This window comes from Allobosea sp. CRIB-10 (assembly GCF_900112185.1).
GTDB lineage: Bacteria > Pseudomonadota > Alphaproteobacteria > Rhizobiales > Beijerinckiaceae > Allobosea.
Genome location: NZ_FOKP01000018.1, coordinates 76,890 through 95,287 on the forward strand (window position 1 = coordinate 76,890; position 18,398 = coordinate 95,287).

General features: G+C 68.3%; 17 protein-coding genes. 10 read left to right on the forward strand and 7 right to left on the reverse strand.

Features of this window, described 5'->3' with window-relative positions:
- Positions 1–5: 5 nt before the first annotated feature.
- From BMZ69_RS31705 to BMZ69_RS20790, 3 genes are read left to right on the forward strand one after another with little or no spacing between them, the layout of a single operon-like run.
- The gene (locus BMZ69_RS31705) at positions 6–659 is read left to right on the forward strand and encodes a DUF3540 domain-containing protein (RefSeq protein ID WP_175506909.1); all 654 of its coding nucleotides are present in this window, start codon (positions 6–8) and stop codon (positions 657–659) included.
- The gene (locus BMZ69_RS20785; RefSeq protein WP_092160253.1) at positions 656–2,434 is read left to right on the forward strand and encodes a tetratricopeptide repeat protein; all 1,779 of its coding nucleotides are present in this window, start codon (positions 656–658) and stop codon (positions 2,432–2,434) included. The genes BMZ69_RS31705 and BMZ69_RS20785 overlap by 4 nt, the downstream gene beginning before the upstream one ends.
- Complete coding sequence (locus BMZ69_RS20790) at positions 2,431–3,237, forward strand: transglutaminase-like domain-containing protein (RefSeq protein ID WP_092160255.1); 807 nt, start codon at positions 2,431–2,433, stop codon at positions 3,235–3,237. Before BMZ69_RS20785 ends, BMZ69_RS20790 begins: the two co-directional genes overlap by 4 nt.
- Before the next feature lie 51 nt (positions 3,238–3,288).
- Here the strand turns inward: BMZ69_RS20790 and ltaE are convergent, their stop codons facing one another.
- Positions 3,289–4,341 (reverse strand): low-specificity L-threonine aldolase, encoded by a 1,053-nt coding sequence (ltaE, locus tag BMZ69_RS20795; RefSeq protein ID WP_092160257.1) that lies wholly within the window; start codon positions 4,339–4,341, stop codon positions 3,289–3,291.
- Between the two features lie 75 nt (positions 4,342–4,416).
- Complete coding sequence (locus BMZ69_RS20800; protein WP_092160259.1) at positions 4,417–5,796, reverse strand: L-serine ammonia-lyase; 1,380 nt, start codon at positions 5,794–5,796, stop codon at positions 4,417–4,419.
- Between the two features lie 267 nt (positions 5,797–6,063).
- On the opposite strand from BMZ69_RS20800, the gene BMZ69_RS20805 reads away from it, so the two are divergent.
- The 5 genes from BMZ69_RS20805 (at position 6,064) to BMZ69_RS20825 (ending at position 12,047) form a co-directional block, all read left to right on the forward strand.
- A complete protein-coding gene (locus BMZ69_RS20805; RefSeq protein WP_175506910.1) occupies positions 6,064–6,222 on the forward strand; it encodes an acetyl-CoA hydrolase/transferase C-terminal domain-containing protein in 159 nt (52 codons plus the stop codon).
- A gap of 174 nt (positions 6,223–6,396) precedes the next feature.
- Positions 6,397–9,066, forward strand: a complete 2,670-nt coding sequence (gene acnA / locus BMZ69_RS20810; RefSeq protein WP_092160264.1) for an aconitate hydratase AcnA — start codon at positions 6,397–6,399, stop codon at positions 9,064–9,066.
- 45 nt (positions 9,067–9,111) lie between these two features.
- The gene (locus BMZ69_RS20815) at positions 9,112–10,071 is read left to right on the forward strand and encodes a Bug family tripartite tricarboxylate transporter substrate binding protein (protein WP_092160266.1); all 960 of its coding nucleotides are present in this window, start codon (positions 9,112–9,114) and stop codon (positions 10,069–10,071) included.
- A gap of 84 nt (positions 10,072–10,155) precedes the next feature.
- Entirely contained in the window at positions 10,156–11,082 is a 927-nt protein-coding gene (locus tag BMZ69_RS20820) for a GntR family transcriptional regulator (RefSeq protein ID WP_210188058.1), read from the forward strand.
- Positions 11,083–11,117: 35 nt separating this feature from the next.
- Positions 11,118–12,047 (forward strand): LysR family transcriptional regulator, encoded by a 930-nt coding sequence (locus tag BMZ69_RS20825; protein WP_092160267.1) that lies wholly within the window; start codon positions 11,118–11,120, stop codon positions 12,045–12,047.
- A 33-nt stretch (positions 12,048–12,080) separates the two neighbouring features.
- Here BMZ69_RS20825 and BMZ69_RS20830 read toward each other — a convergent pair whose 3' ends face one another.
- From BMZ69_RS20830 to BMZ69_RS32400, 4 genes are all read right to left on the reverse strand, one after another.
- Complete coding sequence (locus BMZ69_RS20830) at positions 12,081–12,530, reverse strand: MaoC family dehydratase (RefSeq protein WP_092160269.1); 450 nt, start codon at positions 12,528–12,530, stop codon at positions 12,081–12,083.
- A 95-nt stretch (positions 12,531–12,625) separates the two neighbouring features.
- Positions 12,626–13,342: a hypothetical protein gene (locus BMZ69_RS20835; RefSeq protein ID WP_092160271.1), complete on the reverse strand. Its 717-nt coding sequence runs from the start codon at positions 13,340–13,342 to the stop codon at positions 12,626–12,628.
- A 39-nt stretch (positions 13,343–13,381) separates the two neighbouring features.
- On the reverse strand, positions 13,382–14,179 hold the full coding sequence (locus BMZ69_RS20840) for an SDR family NAD(P)-dependent oxidoreductase (protein ID WP_092160274.1): 798 nt from the start codon (positions 14,177–14,179) through the stop codon (positions 13,382–13,384).
- A 315-nt stretch (positions 14,180–14,494) separates the two neighbouring features.
- Positions 14,495–14,629: a hypothetical protein gene (locus BMZ69_RS32400; protein WP_280142121.1), complete on the reverse strand. Its 135-nt coding sequence runs from the start codon at positions 14,627–14,629 to the stop codon at positions 14,495–14,497.
- A 468-nt stretch (positions 14,630–15,097) separates the two neighbouring features.
- On the opposite strand from BMZ69_RS32400, the gene BMZ69_RS20845 reads away from it, so the two are divergent.
- Positions 15,098–16,096: a GNAT family N-acetyltransferase gene (locus BMZ69_RS20845; protein WP_139219134.1), complete on the forward strand. Its 999-nt coding sequence runs from the start codon at positions 15,098–15,100 to the stop codon at positions 16,094–16,096.
- 10 nt (positions 16,097–16,106) lie between these two features.
- A complete protein-coding gene (locus tag BMZ69_RS20850) occupies positions 16,107–17,105 on the forward strand; it encodes a glycosyltransferase family 2 protein (protein WP_092160279.1) in 999 nt (332 codons plus the stop codon).
- On the opposite strand, the gene BMZ69_RS20855 is transcribed toward BMZ69_RS20850, so the two are convergent.
- Complete coding sequence (locus BMZ69_RS20855; RefSeq protein WP_175506911.1) at positions 17,089–18,327, reverse strand: lipopolysaccharide biosynthesis protein; 1,239 nt, start codon at positions 18,325–18,327, stop codon at positions 17,089–17,091. The two genes, BMZ69_RS20850 and BMZ69_RS20855, sit on opposite strands and share 17 nt — an antisense overlap.
- Positions 18,328–18,398: the final 71 nt, after the last annotated feature.

The following is an 18,398-nucleotide window of genomic DNA, read 5'->3' on the forward strand; positions in this document are numbered from 1 at the left end:
GAGCCTTGCACAGCCCCTTCGCCATCGTCGAGGCGTCCGCCGGCGCGAGTTCCACACCTTTCCAGGAGGCGGATCGGCTGACTTCTGCGCGCGTGCTCGCCGTCACCGGAGAACGCTGCCTGGTGCAGGACGAGGCGGGGACGCGCGAAGCCTCGCGCGCCGTGTCGTGCCTGATCCAGCCGCAGCCCGAGGACGAGGTGCTCATCGTCGTCTCCGGCCGGCGTGTCTTCATCCTCGCCGTATTGACCCGCACTGGCCTGGGCGATGCGACGCTCGCCTTGCCGGACCGGGCTGCCAACCTCGCCATCGCGGCGCCGAGCATCGCCCTCAACGCCACGGCCCGGCTCGGGCTCGACGCGCCGGAAGTAGCAGTGACCAGCCGGCGCTTCCATCTGGTCACCGACGTGCTGACGCAAATCTCGCGGCTGGCCTCCATCGTCGGCGATGCCCTGACCACAGTCGTCGGCTGCCAGTCGACCGTGGCGCAGCGCATCGAGGTGACCTCGCAAGAGCGCAACACCGCGATCGCCGGCATCGACGCTGAGCGTATCGGCACGCATGTCTCGCAGACCGAGCTCACTACCGTGAGCGCTGCCGTCGAGACGCATCTGGCGCGCGACGATATCCGCCTCGACGCCAAGCGCGTGACGATCGGATGAGCGCGCCTTCAGCCGCCACCAGCCATGCGACCAGAGTGCGGGCCGGGCTGATGCGCCTGTCCGAAGGCCGCACCGACGAGGCCGAGGCGATCCTGCGCGAGGCGCTCGCGGCCCGGCCGGACGATCCCTGGGTGCTGAACGGGCTCGGCGGCGTCGCGCTGCTGAGGCGCGACACAGCGATGGCGGAAAGGCTGATCGGCGCCGCGGCGCGCTTGCTGCCGGGCGAGCCCGAAATCCTCGCCAATCTCGCTGCCCTGCACGCCGAATGTGACCGCATCGACGACGCCGAGCTCTGCCTCGACGAAGCGGTCCGCCTCGCTCCTCGCCATGCCGGCATCAGGGAACGCCGGGCCGAGCTTCTTCTGGCACAACGGCGCCCCTCGGACGCGGCCAACGAGGCGCAGCGGGCGCTGGAATGCGATCCCGAACGGCCGCGCGCCTGGCTGCTGCGCGGCCTTTGCGCACTCGCCGCCTCAGACCGGCCGCTCGCCGTCGCCTGCTTCGAGGAGGCCGTCGCCCTGGATGAGGCCTGCGTCGAGGCCTGGCACAACCTCGCGGAAGCCCATGCCTCGCTCGGCGACGAAGCTGCAGCGCTCGACTGCGCCGAGCGCGCCTATCTCTGCGTGCCGTCGGATCCGGTGCACATCACCACCCTGGCGCGGCTCCTCGTCGTCCGCGATCCCGGACGTTCGGGCGAGTTGCTGCGGCGGGCGCTGGCCCTCGCACCCGGCTACCTGCCCGCGCTGGAGCTGCAGGCGCTGATCGCGACGGACGCTGCAACCGTCCGGCAAGCCTTTGCCGAGCTGGCTGCGGCTGCCCGCGAACCCGGGAACGGCTTGGCTCTGCTCGCCTTGGCGCGGACGCTCGCCGGCGCAGGACGCTTCGGCGATGCGCTGCTGGCGAGCGAGCGCGCCGTGGCGCTGCAGCTTCCCGAGGCTCGCCCGTTGCGGCACGCTTGCCTGTTCGCGCTCGGCCGCTTCGGCGAAGCCTATGGCAACCTGCCGGAGCCTCACCCTGGGATCGACGCGGTGCTCATTCCACCGGACATGTCCCTCGGCGAGGTCGTCTTCGCGCTTCGTCTGCTGCCGAAGCTGGCAGCGCAGGCCGGCCGGGAGCTACCGCTGCTGGCCCCGCCGGCCCTCCATCCGCTGCTGGCGCCGCTCGCACCCGCTCTTTCGGAAGCGGGTCGAGCCGACGCCATGCAGCCGCTCGTTCTCGCCGAGGCGATGGCGCATCTGCGCGCCGATGCCGACACGCTCGCGATGGCGGCGCCCTACATCACCCTCGAGCCCGGCCACGCCAGGCGCTGGAAGGATGCGGTCGCGGCGCTGCCGGGCCCGCGCATCGGGATCGTCTGGTCGGCGCATCTCCGGGGAATAGGGCTTGATGACCTTCTGGCAGCCGCCAGGCCGCTCGGCACGGTGGTGAGCCTGGCGACGGGCGCAGCGCGGGACGCGCTCGCCCATGCGCCTGACGTGATCGATGCCGGCCATCGCATCGCCGGCCCGGAGGACCTTGCCGCCGTCATCGCTGCGCTCGATCTCGTGCTGGCGCCGGATTGTCTTGCCTTGCATCTTGCCGGCGCGCTCGGCCGCCCCGGCATCGCGCTCCTGCCGCGCGCGCCACACTGGATCTGGCAGGAAGAGGGCGGGCGAACGCGATTCTATCCGTCGCTGATGGCCTGGCGAGCGAAACAAGCACTGGATGCGACCGCATCGCGCGCGGAACTCGAGCATCTCCTGCGCATGCATCTTGCCGTCGAGGCGGACGCATGACGTCGGAAACTCGCCTGCCAGCCGAGCGGGCGCAACTGACCCTCGATCTCGCCTACGCCTTCGATCAGCCCGCGCATGATCTCGATATCCAGCTTCGGGTACGGCCGCTGCTCGCGACCGACACGGGTCTGCCGTCCATCCATCTCGCCAGCGAGCCGGAGGGCCGCTTCGATCCGGCGGAGGTCGATGGGAACGGCAGCGTCGTCGACAGGCTGAGGCTCGCCGGGCCGGCCCTCCGCCTGCGCCTCAATGCCAGCTTCGACCATCCGGTCGACCCTGATGCGGCCTTGCCGGCCCTCGCGCCGACCGCCGCAGACCTTGTCTTGGAAGGGCTGTTGGATACGACGGCCTCGACGCCTTGGCGCCAGGCCTTGGCCGACCTCCGCCAATCCTGGCGTTACAGCGACGAACCGCATCGCCAGCGGCAAGCCTTGCAGGAGATCGCGCAGCGACGGATAGGCTCCTGCGAAGCAATCGCGCGCCTCGCCGTCGAGATCATCCGCGCTCGGAACATCCCCGCTCGCTTCGTCGGCGGCTACCGCCTCTCCGGCCCATCAGGCGATATGCGCCCGGTTCGGCGTCACGCCTGGATCGCGATCTGGGAGGGGGCGCAATGGCGCATGCTCGACCCGCTCGCCCCATCAGCAACGGGACAGTGCCTGATCCCGACAGCATTCGCGAGCCGGCTGCCGGAGATTGCGACCCTCCAAGGGTCCTTCAAGGGCGCTGGCACGGCCCGGCTGACTGTTTCGGCCCATGCCCAGCGATATAGATCGTCGATCGAGCATGGCCATTCGCCATGATCTCATGACTGTCCGGTTCTAGGCGACCTGCCAGTATCCGCTCCTGGCGCATCACAAGAGCGAAAGAGTTGCGGATGCGGCACCCACATCCCGCCTGTCAAAGAAAGCCTCGCAGGCCTCGGCGACGCGCCCGAGGGCTGCATCGTCCACGTCGAGATGGGTGACCCAGCGCAGTGTGCCATAGCGCCCGCTGACAGCGATACCGCGCTCGCGCAAGAATCTGGTGAAGGCGGCGGTGTCGAGCTCCTTGGGTGTCATGAACACCATGTTCGTGCGCGCGGGTCCGGCGCCGAGCTCCGGATGGCGCATCAGTACCTCCGACAGCGCCGCGGCACGCCGGTGATCTTCGCCGAGCCTGGCGACATTGTGCTCCAGCGCGTAGATCGCAGCCGCGGCGATCACGCCGGTCTGACGCATGCCGCCGCCCAGCATCTTCCGGATGCGCCGTGTCTTCTCGATGAACTCCCTGGGGCCGACGAGAACGGAGCCGATCGGGGCACCCAGTCCCTTGGACAGGCACAGTGACACCGTGTCGAACCGCCCGGCGATCCAGGCTGCGTCCCGGTTGCCCGCTGCGGCGGCGTTCATCAACCGGGCGCCGTCGAGATGGGTGGCAAGACCGCGCGAGCGGGCGAGCCCGGTCGCGGCCTCCAGATAGGCATCGGGCAGGGGAAGGCCGTTGAAGGTGTTCTCCAGCGCGAGCAGCCGCGTGATCGCGAAATGAAAGTCGTCCGGCTTGATCGCATTGGCGATCGCGCCCAGCGCGATGGTTCCGTCCGGCTCGTTGGGCAAAGGCTGCGGCTGAATCGAGCCCAGCACAGCCGCGCCGCCTCCTTCCAGGCGATAGGTATGGGCCATCTGGCCGACGAGATACTCCTCGCCGCGGCCGCAATGGGCCATCAGCGCGGCGAGATTGGCCTGCGTGCCTGTGGGGAAAAAGAGGCCGGCTTCCTTGCCCAGTCGCTCGGCGCTCATCGCCTCCAGCCGCTTCGTGGTCGCGTCGTCGTCATAGACGGCGTCGCCGACCTCGGCTGCCGCCATGGCGGCCCGCATGCCCGGCCCGGGGCGCGTCACGGTATCCGAACGGAAATCATCCACGATCATGCAACCAGGTCCTTATTGGCCTCGCCAGCGTCCATTGAAGGTTCGCTGGGGGCTATCGTACAGAAGACGTCGGGCTCAGCACTCCGGCAGATTGACCGCGAGGCCACCAAGGCTGGTTTCCTTGAAGCGCTCGTTCATCGCTTCGCCGGTCTGGCGCATGGCCTCGATGCAGTTGTCGAGCGGCATGAAATGCGAGCCGTCGCCGCGCAAAGCAAGCGATGCGGCCGCGACCGCCTTGATCGCGCCGATGCCGTTGCGCTCGATGCAAGGTACCTGGACGAGACCTGCCGCGGGATCGCAGGTCATACCGAGATGGTGTTCCAAGGCGATCTCGGCGGCGTTCTCGACCTGCTCGGGCGAGCCACCCAGCACCGCGCAGAGCCCGGCCGCAGCCATCGCGGCGGCCGAGCCGACCTCGCCCTGGCAGCCGGCCTCGGCACCTGAGATCGAGGCATTGTGCTTGATCAGGCCGCCGATCGCCGCGGCCGTCAGCAGGAAATCGGCGACTTTCTCGGGCTCCGCCCCGATGCAATGGTCGAGATAATAGCGCAGCACCGCAGGCACCACACCGGCAGCCCCGTTTGTCGGCGAGGTCACCACCCGGCCGCCGGCGGCGTTCTCCTCGTTCACCGCCATGGCGTAGACGCTGAGCCAGTCCGTCGAGGCGTGCGGTTGGGAGCGATTGGCCAGCCGCTCGGCCTCGAGCTGGCGATGGATCGTCGCCGCCCGGCGGCGCACGCGTAAACCGCCGGGCAATTCGCCCTCCTGGCCTAGGCCGCGCTCGATGCAGCCGTTCATCACCGACCAAAGACGGGCCAGACCGCGATCAACCTCGTCCGGCGATTGGCGGTGGACTTCGTTGGCGCGCTTCATCTGCGCGATCGACAGTCCGCTCTCACGCGCCATGCGCAGCATCGTCGCCGCAGTCGCGAACGGATAGGGCCAGGACGACGCCGCGGCGGCGGCTGGCGGCGCCTCGCGCTCCTGCGCCGTCACCACGAAGCCGCCTCCGATCGAATAGTAGGTCTCCGACAGGAGCTCCGCGCCGGTAGCACCGCGGGCGCAGAAGACGAGGCCGTTGGCGTGGCCCGGCAAGGGCGGCCCATAGTTGAAGACGATATCGGTGGTGGGATCGAAGGCGAGCGGCGGCAGGCCGTCGAGCCGAAGCAGATGCGTCGTCCCGAGCGCATCGAGCTGGCGTTCGGCCTCGTCGGGATCGAGCTCGGCCGGCGTCCAGCCGAGCAGCCCGAGCGCCACGGCGCGATCCGTGGCATGGCCCTTACCGGTGAAGGCGAGCGAGCCGTAAAGGGTCGCGCCGACCGCCACCGCCTCATGACGGGACGGATGCTGGCGCAGCAGGTCCAGGAAATGCCCTGCAGCCGTCATCGGCCCCATCGTATGCGATGATGACGGGCCGATCCCGATCTTGAAGACGTCGAACACGCTCAGGAACATCAAACGTCTCCAGCCCGCCGCGATCCTACACGCTCGGCGAACACCGACTACCCCCGTAACGGCTGCCGAGCCTCAAACCGAGATCGCCATGCCGTCGCGCTGGGGGGTCGGCTCCGCCCGAGCACAAGCCGTCGACGATCCCGATCGCATGCAGGGCGGCGAAAGGAATGTCTGGGCCGAGCGCTTGACGTCGTAGCGGCGGCGGTGAGCTCCTCGCCGACGCTGCGGCGACTGCGATTGGAGATGTCGATCGCGTTCGAGACGGCCATGATCCGCGGTGCAGCGACCGCCTCGCAGGTCACCCGTGTCGTCACCGAATTCGGCGTCGCGGCCGTGGCCGGCCTGTCAGGAACCGCGCTTGCGCTCGCCCCGACTGAGATCGCGGCACCGGAATTCCGGGTCTCGCTCCGGCGCGGCATCGCTTGATTTCACAAGTCGCTGTGCCGATTTGGCGCCCCTTATGCGTCTGACGTGATTGCCCAGCTCGGACGTTCCCAGACAAAGACGCGGTGTTCGGCGGCAATGCCGTCATAGCGATGCTCGCCGGAGCAAGCAAAGAACATATTGCATTTATACATCAATATATGCAATTAGGTTGGCATGAACCGGCAACTGCCCACCACAGCCATTTCCTCCCGACGAACGCCGCGCTCGCTGGTCCGGATCGCAGCGGCGGAGGCGTTCGGCGTCGATTTCTCGCGGTTGCCGCATGTCTTGCGCATTCTCGTCGAGAACCTGCTGCGGAATGCATCGTCCGACGACGAGTGCGCGGAAGGGCTCGCTGCGGTTCGCCAATGGCTCGCAGCCGGGACCAGCACGGCCGAGATCGCATTCCAGCCCGAACGCGTGCTGATGCACGACACCACCTGCACGCCGGCGCTGGTCGACGTGGCGGGCCTGCGAGACGCGCTCGCCGAGGCCGGCGGCGACCCTGACGCGCTGAGCCCGATGCTGCCGGTCGACGTTTCAGTCGACCATTCGCTCGGCGTCGATGTTTCGGGTTCGCCCGCCGCCGCTCAGCTGAACAAGGCGCGCGAATACCGCCGCAATGGCGAGCGCTACCGTTTCCTGAAATGGGCGACCCGGGCGCTGCGGGGCGTGCGCGTGCATCCGCCGGGCACCGGCATCATGCACACCATCAACCTCGAGCAGCTCGCGAGCGTGGTCAGCACCCGGATGATCGATGGGCAGCTCGTGGCGCTGCCGGACACCCTGATCGGCACCGACAGCCATACGCCGATGATCAACGGCATCGGCGTCCTCGGCTGGGGCGTCGGCGGCCTCGAGGCCGAGAGCGTCATGTTCGGCATGCCGGTGATGATGCGCCTGCCGGAGGTGATCGGCGTCAGGCTCACCGGCCGGTTGAAAGAGGGCGTGCTGGCGACAGATCTCGCCCTCACGGTGACGCAGCGCCTGCGCGAGCGCGGCGTCGCCGGCGCCTTCGTCGAGTTCTTCGGGCCGGGCGTCTCGACTCTGTCGGCCGGCGAGCGCGCGGTCGTCGCGAACATGACGCCTGAGTTCGGCGCCGCGACGGCGTTCTTCCCGATCGACGCCGCAACGCTCGCCTATCTCCGGCAGACCGGCCGCGCGCCCGGGACGGTGACGCTCGTCGAGGACTACGCCAGGGCGCAGGGGCTGTGGTTCGAACCGGAGGCGCAGCCGCGCTTCACCGACACCGTTGCAATCGATCTCGACGCGGTGAGGATGAGCCTTGCGGGGCCGTTCCGCCCCCAGGACCGCATCTGCCTGTCGGATGTTCCCGGAGCATTGTCGCGACTGCCGCAGCCGGAGCGGCCGACCTCGGAGCTGCCGCGTCATCCGGTCGCGATCGCCGCGATCACGAGCTGCACCAACACCAGCGATCCGCGCCTGCTCGTCGCGGCCGGCCTCGTCGCGCGCAAGGCGCGGGCGCTCGGCCTGGCGCCGCCGCCCTGGGTCAAGACCTCGCTCGCGCCGGGCTCGCCGGCGGCAGAGCGCTTCCTGCGACGCTCCGGCCTGCTCGACGATCTCGAAGCGGTCGGCTTCGCCATCGTCGGCTATGGCTGCACCACCTGCATCGGCAATTCCGGGCCCTTGCTGCCGACGATGGAGCGCGCCGTTCTCGCCGGCGAGACCCTGCCCGTCGCCATTCTCTCCGGCAACCGCAACTTTCCCGGCCGCGTCCACGGCCAGGTCGAGGCCGGCTTCCTGGCGTCGCCGCCTCTGGTCGTGGCCTATGCGCTGGCCGGAGCCGCCCAACGCGATCTCAGCCGCGAGCCGCTCGCCCATGCCGGCGACAAGGCGATCTTCCTGGCGGATCTTTGGCCGAGCGGGGCGGAGATCGATGCCGCTCTCGGCACAAGCCTGGATGAGCGCGATTTCCGTGCGGCCTTCGCCGAAGCCGAGGCCGATAAGAGCTGGGCCGAGCTGGATGCGCCGGCGACCGCCCGCTTCCCCTGGGATCGCAGCTCGACCTATCTGCGCCGGCCACCCTTCGCGAGCGCCGGTGCGCCGTCGGCGCTCGGCCGCTACTCGGCCCACCCCTTGCTGGTGCTTGGCGACGACATCACCACCGACCATATCTCCCCGGCCGGGCAGACCCCGGCCGCCAGCGAGGCGGGGCGCTGGCTCGTCGCGCAGGGCGAGGATGCCCGCGACCTCAATGTCTATGCCGCGCGGCGCGGCAATTGGGAGGTGATGCTCCGCGGGCTCTTCACCAACCGGACCGTGGTGAACCAGCTGGGGCGGGCTTTGCCGGCCGGCTCGACCGTGCATGTCCCGAGCGGTGACGTCCTCCCGCTCTGGCGCGCCGCAGAACGCTATCGCGCTGCAGAAGAGGAGACCGTCGTCATTGCCGGCGAGCGCTACGGCACCGGCTCGTCGCGCGATTGGGCGGCCAAGGGGCTCGCCCTGCTCGGCGTGCGCGCCGTGCTGGCGGCGAGCTTCGAGCGCATCCACCGCTCCAACCTGATCGGCATGGGCATCCTGCCGCTGGTCTTCGAGGATGCGACCCAGAGTACGAATCTCGGATTACGGCCTGGCGACCGGCTGGAGATCGCCGTGCCGGCGGCAGAGCTGGCGCCGCGTCTGCGCACGGTGGTGACGCTCCTCCGAGCCGAGGGTGCGCGCGCCACGATCCCGATGCGTCTCGCTGTCGAGACCGCGCTCGAATGCGAGACGCTGCGGGCGGGCGGCATGTTGCCCCTGATCCTGAGGCGCTTCCTGCCGAAGCCCGCGGCATTCAGCCGGAGATCGAGAAACGATCGCAGGAGCCCCGCCCGCCAAGCCTGACTGCGCCTGAGCGCGCGTATCGACCATAACAGTGGAGGAGAAGAGATGTTTTCGCGCAGGATCATCATTGCGGGGCTTGCCGCAGCAGGGCTTTGCGGACCGGCTTTGGCGCAGGCGCCGGCCGAGCTCAAGATCATGGCGCCGGCAGGGCCGGGCGGCGGCTGGGACACCGCGGCACGCTCGGTCCAGCAGGTCTTGACGGGTACGGGCCTTGCGAAGAGCGTCCAGGTCCAGAACGTCACCGGCGCCGGCGGTACGGTCGGGCTCGCCCAGTTCATCAACGGCGCCAAGGGCGATCCGAGCCAGCTCATGGTCAACGGCATCACCATGGTCGGCGCGATCCTGACCAACAAGGCGCCGGTCACGCTCGACCAGGTCACGCCGCTGGTCCGCCTCACCGGCGATCCGCTCGTCATCGTCGTGCCGGAGAACTCGCCGCTCAAGACGGTCAAGGATCTCGCAGCGGCGATCAAGGACAACCCGGCGCGCTTCATCTGGGCCGGCGGCTCGGCCGGGGGCGCCGATCACATCCTCGCTGCCCTCATGGCCAAGGCCGCCGGCAGCGACCCCGCCAAGCTCAACTATGTCGCCTTCTCCGGCGGCGGCGAGGCACTCGCCGCCATGCTCGGCGGCCGCGTCACCGCCGGCGTCTCCGGCTATGGCGAGTTCGAGAGCCAGATCAGGGCCGGCAAGCTGCGGGCGCTCGCCCTGTCCTCCGGCAAGCGGCTCGACGGCGCCGACGTCCCCACGCTCAAGGAGCTCGGCTTCGACGTCGAGGTGACCAATTGGCGCGCCGTCATGGCCGCCCCCGGCATCAGCACCGATCAGAAGAAGGAGCTGACCGCGATCTTCGACAGGATGGCGACATCGAAGGAATGGGCCGAGGTGCTCAAAGCCCGCGGCTGGGACGACTACTATCTCGCGGGCGAGCCCTTCGTCGCCTTCCTCAAGGAGGAGCAGCTCCGCGTCGCCGAGGTGCTGCGTTCGATCGGGCTGGTGAAATAAGCGAGCGCGAGAAACAGGGTTGTGTCCCGCAGCCCGTCGACTACACCTTTTGCCGGCGCGTCATGCGCCGGCGGGACGGCGGCGTTGGCAAAAGGCGATCTCGGCGAGGTGCTGGCGGCTCGGCTGCTCGGCGAGATGCGCGAGCAGCGCCTTGCCGCCGGCACGCATCTGCGCTCGCAGGATCTGGCCAGCCGCCTCGGCGTGTCACGGTTCCCGATCGGGCAGGCGCTGCAGATCCTCGCCGAGAAGGGGGTGCTGCGCCATGAACGCAATCGCGGCTATTTCGTCGCCTCCGAGACGCAGCCCTCGGCCGACGAGCTCGGTCTCGCTCAGGACGACAGGATCGGGGCGGCCTATTTCCGCATCGCCGACGATCATCTGCGCGCGCAGCTGCCTGAGCAGATCACGGAATCGGAACTGCGCGAGCGCTATCAACTGACGCGCACCGAGCTCTCGACCGTCCTGACCCGGATCAGCGCCGAGGGCTGGGCCGAGCGGCGCGCCGGCTATGGCTGGAGCTTCCTGCCGGTCCTGACCACGCCCGAAAGCCTGGAGCAGACCTACCGCCTGCGGCTCGCGCTCGAGCCGGCCGCCTTGCTGGAGCCCGGCTACACTCTCGCACCCGAGCTGATCGCGAGCTGCCGCCAGGCCGAGGAGCGCCTCCTCCAGGGCGCCATCGAGACCGACAGCGCCGATGCCCTGCATGAGCGCGGCGTGCGTTTTCATGAAACCATCGTCGGCGCCAGCGGCAACCCGTTCTTCCTCGACGCGATCAGGCGGCTGAACCGGATCCGCCGCCTGCTGTCCTATCGCTCCATGCTCGACCGCAAGCGCTACCGCGCACAATGCGAGGAGCATCTCGCCATTCTCGACAGCCTCGCCCGCCGCGACCAGGACGAGGCTGCGGCCCGGCTCAGAAGCCACCTCTCACACACCATCGACAACCTTGCCCGCATCCGCCCGCTCCTGTCAGCCCGAGGGGTGGCGGGGTTCGACCCGGGTGCAGCATGATTGCAGTGTGATTTTGACATTCGGCTTGGACTCTCATGGACCGCTTCGATGCGATGCAGGTTTTACTGGCCGTCGTCGACGCTGGCAGTCTGTCGGCTGGAAGCCGCAAGCTGAACGCGCCGCTGCCGAGTGTCAGCCGGAAAGTCGCGGAGCTCGAGCGCCATCTCGGCACGCGCCTCCTCGTCCGGACCAGCCGCAATATCCAGCTCACCGATGCGGGACGCGACTATGTCGAAGCCGCGCGCCAGATCATGGCGCAAGTCGAAGACGCCGAATCGCGGGCATCGGGGGAATACGAAACCGCGAGGGGCGTCCTGACGATCACCATGCCGATCGCATTCGGCCATGATCATGTGCTGCCGCTCGCCTACGACTTCCTGCGCGAGCATCCCGAGATCGCGTTGAACGTGCTCGCCCTCGACCGCCTCGTGAATCTGGTCGAGGAGCATGTCGATGTCGGGATCCGGCTGGGCGAACTCGCCGACAATGCGCTGCACGCGGTGAAGGTCGGCGAGTTCGGCTTCGTGACCTGCGCCAGCCCGGACTATGTGGCGCGCAAGGGATCGCCTGCGAGCCCGGACGATCTCGGGCAGCATGACGGCGTGGTCTTCGGCCAGATCACCCAGCCGGGCTGGATCTACCAGCATGAAGGCCGCCAGGTGGAAGGAAGACCGACCATTCGGATGCGCGCGAACACGGCCATGGCGACCGTCGCCGCCGGCCTGCGCGGGGTCGGCATCATCCGGATGCCGCGCTATCAGGTGGCGAAGGGCCTGCAATCAGGCGCCTTGATCGCCATGCTCGGCGACTGCGAGAGCCAGTCGTTCCCTGTCCACCTGGTCTATGCCCGCCAGGGGCTGCTGCCGCTGAAAGTGCGGGTGTTCATCGACTGGATGGTGCCGCGGCTGAGGCACGCCTTGAAGGCGCTGGCCGTACCTGCCCCGACCTCGGAACCCGGCGGATAGCGGCGCCCGCCAGGAGCGCGCGGTCTGCGGCGCTCAGGCCGAAGGCCGGCGATAGACGACCAGCTTGGCGGTCAAGATCTGCAGGACCTCGCCGCGCTGGTTGAGCGTCTTGCTGACGATGGTGGCGATACCGCGCTCGGGGCGCGAGCGCGAGGGAACGACCTCCATCACCTCGCTCTCGACATGGAGGATGTCGCCCGGCCGCGTCGGGGCCGGCCAGGCGATCTCGCCTCCGGCGCCGATGATGCCGCCCGCGAGCGGCAAGCCCGATTCGACGTTCAACCGCATGGTGATCGCCGCGGTGTGCCAGCCGCTGGCGGCCAGGCCGCCGAACAGGGTGCCTTTCGCGGCTGCCCCGTCGAGATGGAAGATCTGGGGATCGAACGCCGTCGCGAAGGCCTTGATCTGCTCCTCGTCGAGCGCATGCGAACCGCTGACGAAGGTCTGGCCGGGCTGAAGATCGTCCAAGTAGAGCTGTGTCATGTCCCCTCACCTTCCCTATCGTCTGAAAATCCGCCGCTGCCACAGCCGGCACATATCAACAGGCTGCGCAACTTTGGGCGCGGCCGGCCGAGCCCCTAGGCAAACGTCACCTCGTCGAGATCGATCGAGACCATCAGGAGGTCGGTCACCGGCCGGGCGTCGGGCCCGCGGACATAGGCGCGCCGCCGCGTCGGGACGCGCAGGCCCTGGACTTCGACATAGCCGCCGATCATCTGCGCGGCGGCGAAGCCACCGGCGATGTCGACGCGGTAGTCGTGCCGCCGCAACTCGAACGCCCGGTCGAAATAGAAGTCCTGCTGCCGGCTGTGCGTGACCATCTGGCCCGGAAACGAGGCCCGCAGGACGCGCCATTCCTCCTCGCCTTCCCGCCAGGGCGCGAGTTCGCGGACCGTGACACCCTCCGCCGCCAGCAGGAAGGGCGAGTTGAGGTAGAGCCACATCGCATAGCCGTTGAAATAGGCGCGGTGGAGCGGCCCCCAGGGCGTGCCGAGCCCGTGCCCGGCGAACAGCGCCGGCAGGTCCCGGCTCTCGGCGACGACGGCGCCATCCACCTTCTCGACGGCGACCCGCTCGGCGGTGAAGCTCGTCCGCTGATCGGGTGCGCCGAACGGAGCGACCGAGGCCCGCTGCTCATGCAGCCAGACGCTCATGCGTCGCCTGGTCTTGTCCGTCGGCAGGCCCTTGAGCGGAAACAGACCGCCGGTGGTCACGACCGAAGCTTCGACCCGCTCGAACGCCTTGCGCCGTGCCAAGCCGCCATGTGCCTCGATCACCTCGTCGAGCAATGCCATCGTGGACCTCCCATCTTGTGCCGCGGCGGGCCGGAACGCTCAGGCCACAACCCGGTAGCGCGGTGCCGGAGTGGCTGTCGACAGCTTGCCGATCATCGCCCGCCGGGCGGCTTCATAGGTGTCGAAGAGCTTGCCATCCTGGAGGGAAGGGATGGTCGCGAACTCGCCGCGATCGAGCCCGAGGAGCGCCGCGTCGACGAGGTCTTCGCTGCGCATGACGATCTCGCTCGGCAGTTGCTCGACCGGGCGGCCGGCGATCGCCCAGAAATCGGTGGCGGTGGCGCCCGGAAGCACGACCTGCACGGTCACGCCGGTGCCGGCGAGCTCGTGCCGTAGATTCTGGCTGAAGGCGAGCACGAAAGCCTTGCTGCCACCATAGACGCCGTTGAGCGCTTCCGGATTGACGGCGACGATCGAGGCGATGTTGACGATCGTCCCTGCGCCGCGGGCGATGAACTGCGGAACAATGGCGTAGGTCAGGCGAGTCAGCGCGGTGACGTTGAGTGAAATCAGCGAGGTCATCTCGTCGATGTCGGACTCCAGTAGCTTCAGCGCCCCGCCGAGACCCGCATTGTTGACGAGCATGCTGACGTCCGGGGTTTCCTTCAGGAAGGCTTCGACGCGGGCCAGGTCGGAGGCATCGGCGAGGTCGGCGGGCAGGATATCGACCTTGCGCCCGGTCCTCCTGCCGATCCTGTCGGCGACCGCGGCGAGCTTGTCGGCGCTGCGGGCGACGAGAACGAGGTCATATCCCCGCTCGGCCAGCCTGTCGGCATAGACCGCACCGATGCCACTCGATGCGCCGGTCACGACGGCAGTTCCCAATATCTCTGTCATCTTCGTATCTCCTGGTTGCGGTGCGAGGCATCAAGCGCTCGCGGCGTCTGGTGGTGACCGGAAACTAAGGACGTCCGCTCCGGCGCGGCAGCCGTCGAGACTGAAAGTCAGCCTCTCGCGACGCTGAAGGGGCGATGGTGGAGAGAGCCCCAATCGGAGCGCGACGACGCCGGCACGCCTTGCTCCGTCAATCCCGGCCCCGACGGCGCCTGCGCCTGCCTTGCCGAAACGGATTGCGCCGATACGTCATCGTGGATGCAATCGGGACGCGCCCGGGAGCCGCCGAGCCCATTCGACAGGCTATCGCGCGCGTGCTCAGCGGAGGACCAGGTCGGCGACGGATACGAGAAACCACGGCCCAAAGGGCAGAAGGAGAAGCCATCGCGCCTGCCAGACGCTGCTGTCCCGCACCGGCGCGTCAACCACATCGATGAGCTCAAGACCGTCCATGACGCATCTCCCTGAATCGGACGCGACAGAGATCGGCCGGCGGAGAGGGCTAATCCATCGCACAATATTGTCGCCGATACCTTTGGATGGGTCGGCCGCGCGGCGCGCGGATCACGACCCGCCAGAACGACATGTCTTATTTTTACATATCCCTTACAAATTAATCGTATAAGTTGCAGATCGCATCGCGAAACGCTCGGCTGGATGCCCTTCGCCATCCTATGAGCGCCGGCGTGCCGGCCCCAGGACGAGGTGGGCGAAGATGCCTTGCTGCCGCATTCCCCTCCCGAGCCCGCTCCGCGACGCAAGCCCGGCGAGCGCCCTTTGATGCGGCCGATCGAGCCGCAGACCGCAATCGAAGCGCGCGTTTCACGCAAGGGTTCAGTCAGGCCGATGCGCCCCGCCGATGTGCCGGCAGTCGCGCAGCTGTTCCTGAAAATCTTCAGGGGGGCCGACAGGCCGGCGGATATGGAGCTTCAACACTATCTGGGAAGCCTGACCCTGGCGTCTCCAACCTATGACGAGACGATGGGCACGCAGGTCTACCAGCAGCAGGACGGACGCATCCGAAGCGCGCTGCTGGCCGTGCCGATGCGGTTCGTCGCCTGCGGAACGAGCTTGCCGGGCAGGCTGCTCGGCGTCTTCATGAGCGACGCCGACAAGGAGGCTGCCGGCGCGGCACAACTGATCCTCGCCTTGCGCCCCAGACGTGCCGATTTCGCCTTCTGCGACAGCGCCTCGCCCACCAGCCGGAGCCATCTCCTCGCCATCGGCGGCAAGCCGGTTCCGATGCAGAACCTCGAATGGACGCGCAGCTTCCGCCCCGTCGGTGCCCTGACGCAACGCTTCGCCGAGCGGTTCCTGCGCGGCAGGTCTTTCGGCCTCCCTATCGTCGCGCGCCCGTTCGACAGTCTGCTGCGGCATCTGCGGCCTGACCAGGATGCGCCGGAAGCCGCCGTAGCGAGCGTCACGGACATGTCCATTCCGAATTTCCTGGACCATGCCCCCAGGCTCATCGCCCACTACACCGTGCGGCCGCTCTGGGCGCGGGAGGAGCTCTCCTGGCTGGTGTCGCTGGCGGCGCAGAACAGCCGGCTCGGCGCCTTCACGATCCGCGCCGTCGTCGACCACCCAGGGACGATCATCGGCTGCTTCGTCTACTATGCGGCGCCGGGGCGAACCGCGCATGTCCTCAACGTCCTGTCGCTACCCGACCGCGAGACTGTCGTCCTCGACGCGATGTTCCGCCATCTCGACGAGACCGGCCATGTCGCGGCGCGCGGCCGAGCGCAGCTCGCCCTGATGGCCGGACTCTCGCTGCAGCGCTGGCTCGTCTTCCGGCACCGGGCCTTCGCGATGGTGCTGACGCGAGTTCCCGAGATCAACGACGCGGTCGCGCGCGGCGATGTCTATGTCGGCGGCCTCGCCGGCGAGGACTGGAGCCGGCTCCTCGGCGATTTCCACTGAGGCGGATGCGATGGCGGTCTCGGTCATCCTCAAGGCGCTCAACGAGGAGGCGAGGATCGGCGCCGCGGTCGAGAGTGTGCTGGCGGCGCTGGAAGGCATCGGCGGCGAGGTCATCGTCGCCGATGGCGGCTCGCGCGATCGCACGCTCGCCATCGCCGCGCGCTACCCCGTCCGTGTCGTCCAGCTCGAACCGGCCATCCGCCCGAGCTGCGGCATCGGCCCCCAGCTCGGTTTCCAGTACAGCCGCGAGCCGTTCATCTGCCTGATGGACGGCGACATGCTGCTCGATCCCGATTTCCTGCCCGAGGCCCTCGCCTATCTCGACAGCAATCCCCGTGCTGCCGGCGTGACCGGCCATGTCGAGGAGATGAACGACACCAGCCTCGAATACATCAGGCGCGGACGCCGGGTCTCACCCGAGAGCCGCACCGGCACGATCGACCGGATGAACGGCGGCGGCCTCTATCGCAGAAACGCGGTCGAGCAGGCCGGCTATCTCTCGGACCGCAATCTGCACGGCTATGAGGAGTTCGACCTCGGCCTGCGCCTGCGGGCGCGGGGCTGGAGCCTGCACCGTCTCGACCGCCGCTTCGTCCGTCATTTCGGGCATGCGATCAACGCCTACAGCCTGCTGCTGCGGCGCTGGAAATCGGGCTATTTGCGCGGGATCGGCGAATTGCTGCGCGCCGCGCTCGGCAAGCCGCAATGGCGGCGATTGATCGAGGACCTGCCCGAGCTGAAGCTCTGGGCCGGCGTCTATCTCTGGCTGATCGCGATGATCGTGCTTCCATTCGCCTTGCCGAGCCCGGCCATGGGGCTCGCGTTGGACGCCATCCTGACCGCCGGCATCGTCGGCGCGATGAGCCTGCGGCAGCGGAGCTTGTCGCTCGGACTGTATGCGGTCGTCGCCTGGGTGTTCCACGCCGCCGCCTTGCCGCTCGGCTTCTTCCAGTCACGGAAGGCTCCGGAAGCCTGGATCGAGAGCCGGATCGTCAAGGACCTGTCATGACGGGGCTCGCCCGCGCGAGCGCAGCCACATGCGAGCGGCTGCGCCGTGCGAGCCGAAGCAGCGCGAGCCACGCTGCCAAGACGATGGCCCCGTCGACCGCATAGAGCGCGATGAAGGTGCCGATCGGCGCCGCCTGCGAGGTCGCCGCCGCGATGACCACGCTGCCCAGCAGATTGGCGCCGTTCAAGATCCAGGCCCGCACATCCTGCCGACCAGAGGCGCCGAGCAGGTCGACCGCAGCCGCCCAGGCAGCGATCAGGACGATGGTGCCGGACAGGCAGCGCACAAAGAACGGCAGGTCGTGATAATCGCGGCCGAACAGGGCTGGAAGGGTGGGCGACAGCAGGAACAGGGTGAGGCCCGTCAGCACACCGAGGGCGAGCGCGGCGATCAGGGCCCGCTTGGCGATCGGCAAAGCAAGGTGCAGGCCGTTGCGGCTCTCACGTGCCAGCCGCGGATAGAGCAGCCGGTTGAGCGCATCGATCGCAAGGTAGCTGCTGTCCATGATCCGCCTGGCGACCCCGTAGCTGCCGACCGTTTCGATCGAGGTGAACAGGCCGATCGCCAGCAGGTCGATATTCGAGCGGACGGCTCGGCCCACGAATTGCGAGCAGAACAACAGTCCGGAGCGCAACTCCGCGCGCAGGATCGCGAAGCGGGGCCGGCCGAGAGGCGAGAGCCAGATGGCTCCGAGCAGGGCGTAGAGAAAATTCCCGCCGCATTGCCAGAGCGCCCAATCCGCCAGGCTCGTGACCCGGAACACCAGGCAGCCCAGAGCCGCGGCGGCCATGCGCGCAAGCGCGAAGCCGACAACGGCGCGATTGGCCGCCTGAACCCGGCCGAGGCCGAGGAACACCGTTTCGACGAGAAGGATCACCCGCACGAGAACGACATTGCCGAGGAACAGTAGCGCCAGGGTCGTCATGTCGACCGAGGGGCCGGAGCCGATGCGAGACCATGACGACATCGCCGCGACGCCGCCAATGACGAGTACGCCTCCGCTGAAACCGATCAGGAGAAGATTGTGACCGAGCAGACGCGCATAGCTGCCGGGATCTCGCGATACGCCACGGAGCAGGCAGTCGGACGCGCCCAGGCCGCAGAGCTGAACCGCGACCGCCGTCACAGCCGAAATCTGCACGAACAAGCCGAATTCGGCCGGCCCGAGCGAGCGAGCCAGGATGGCGAAGGTCACCAGCTGCGACAATGCGGCGGACGCCAAGGCCCCACCCGACAGCAAGTAGCTGAGGAGAATTGGGCGACTACGCCGAATTCTGTCGCCGATGTCCTTCA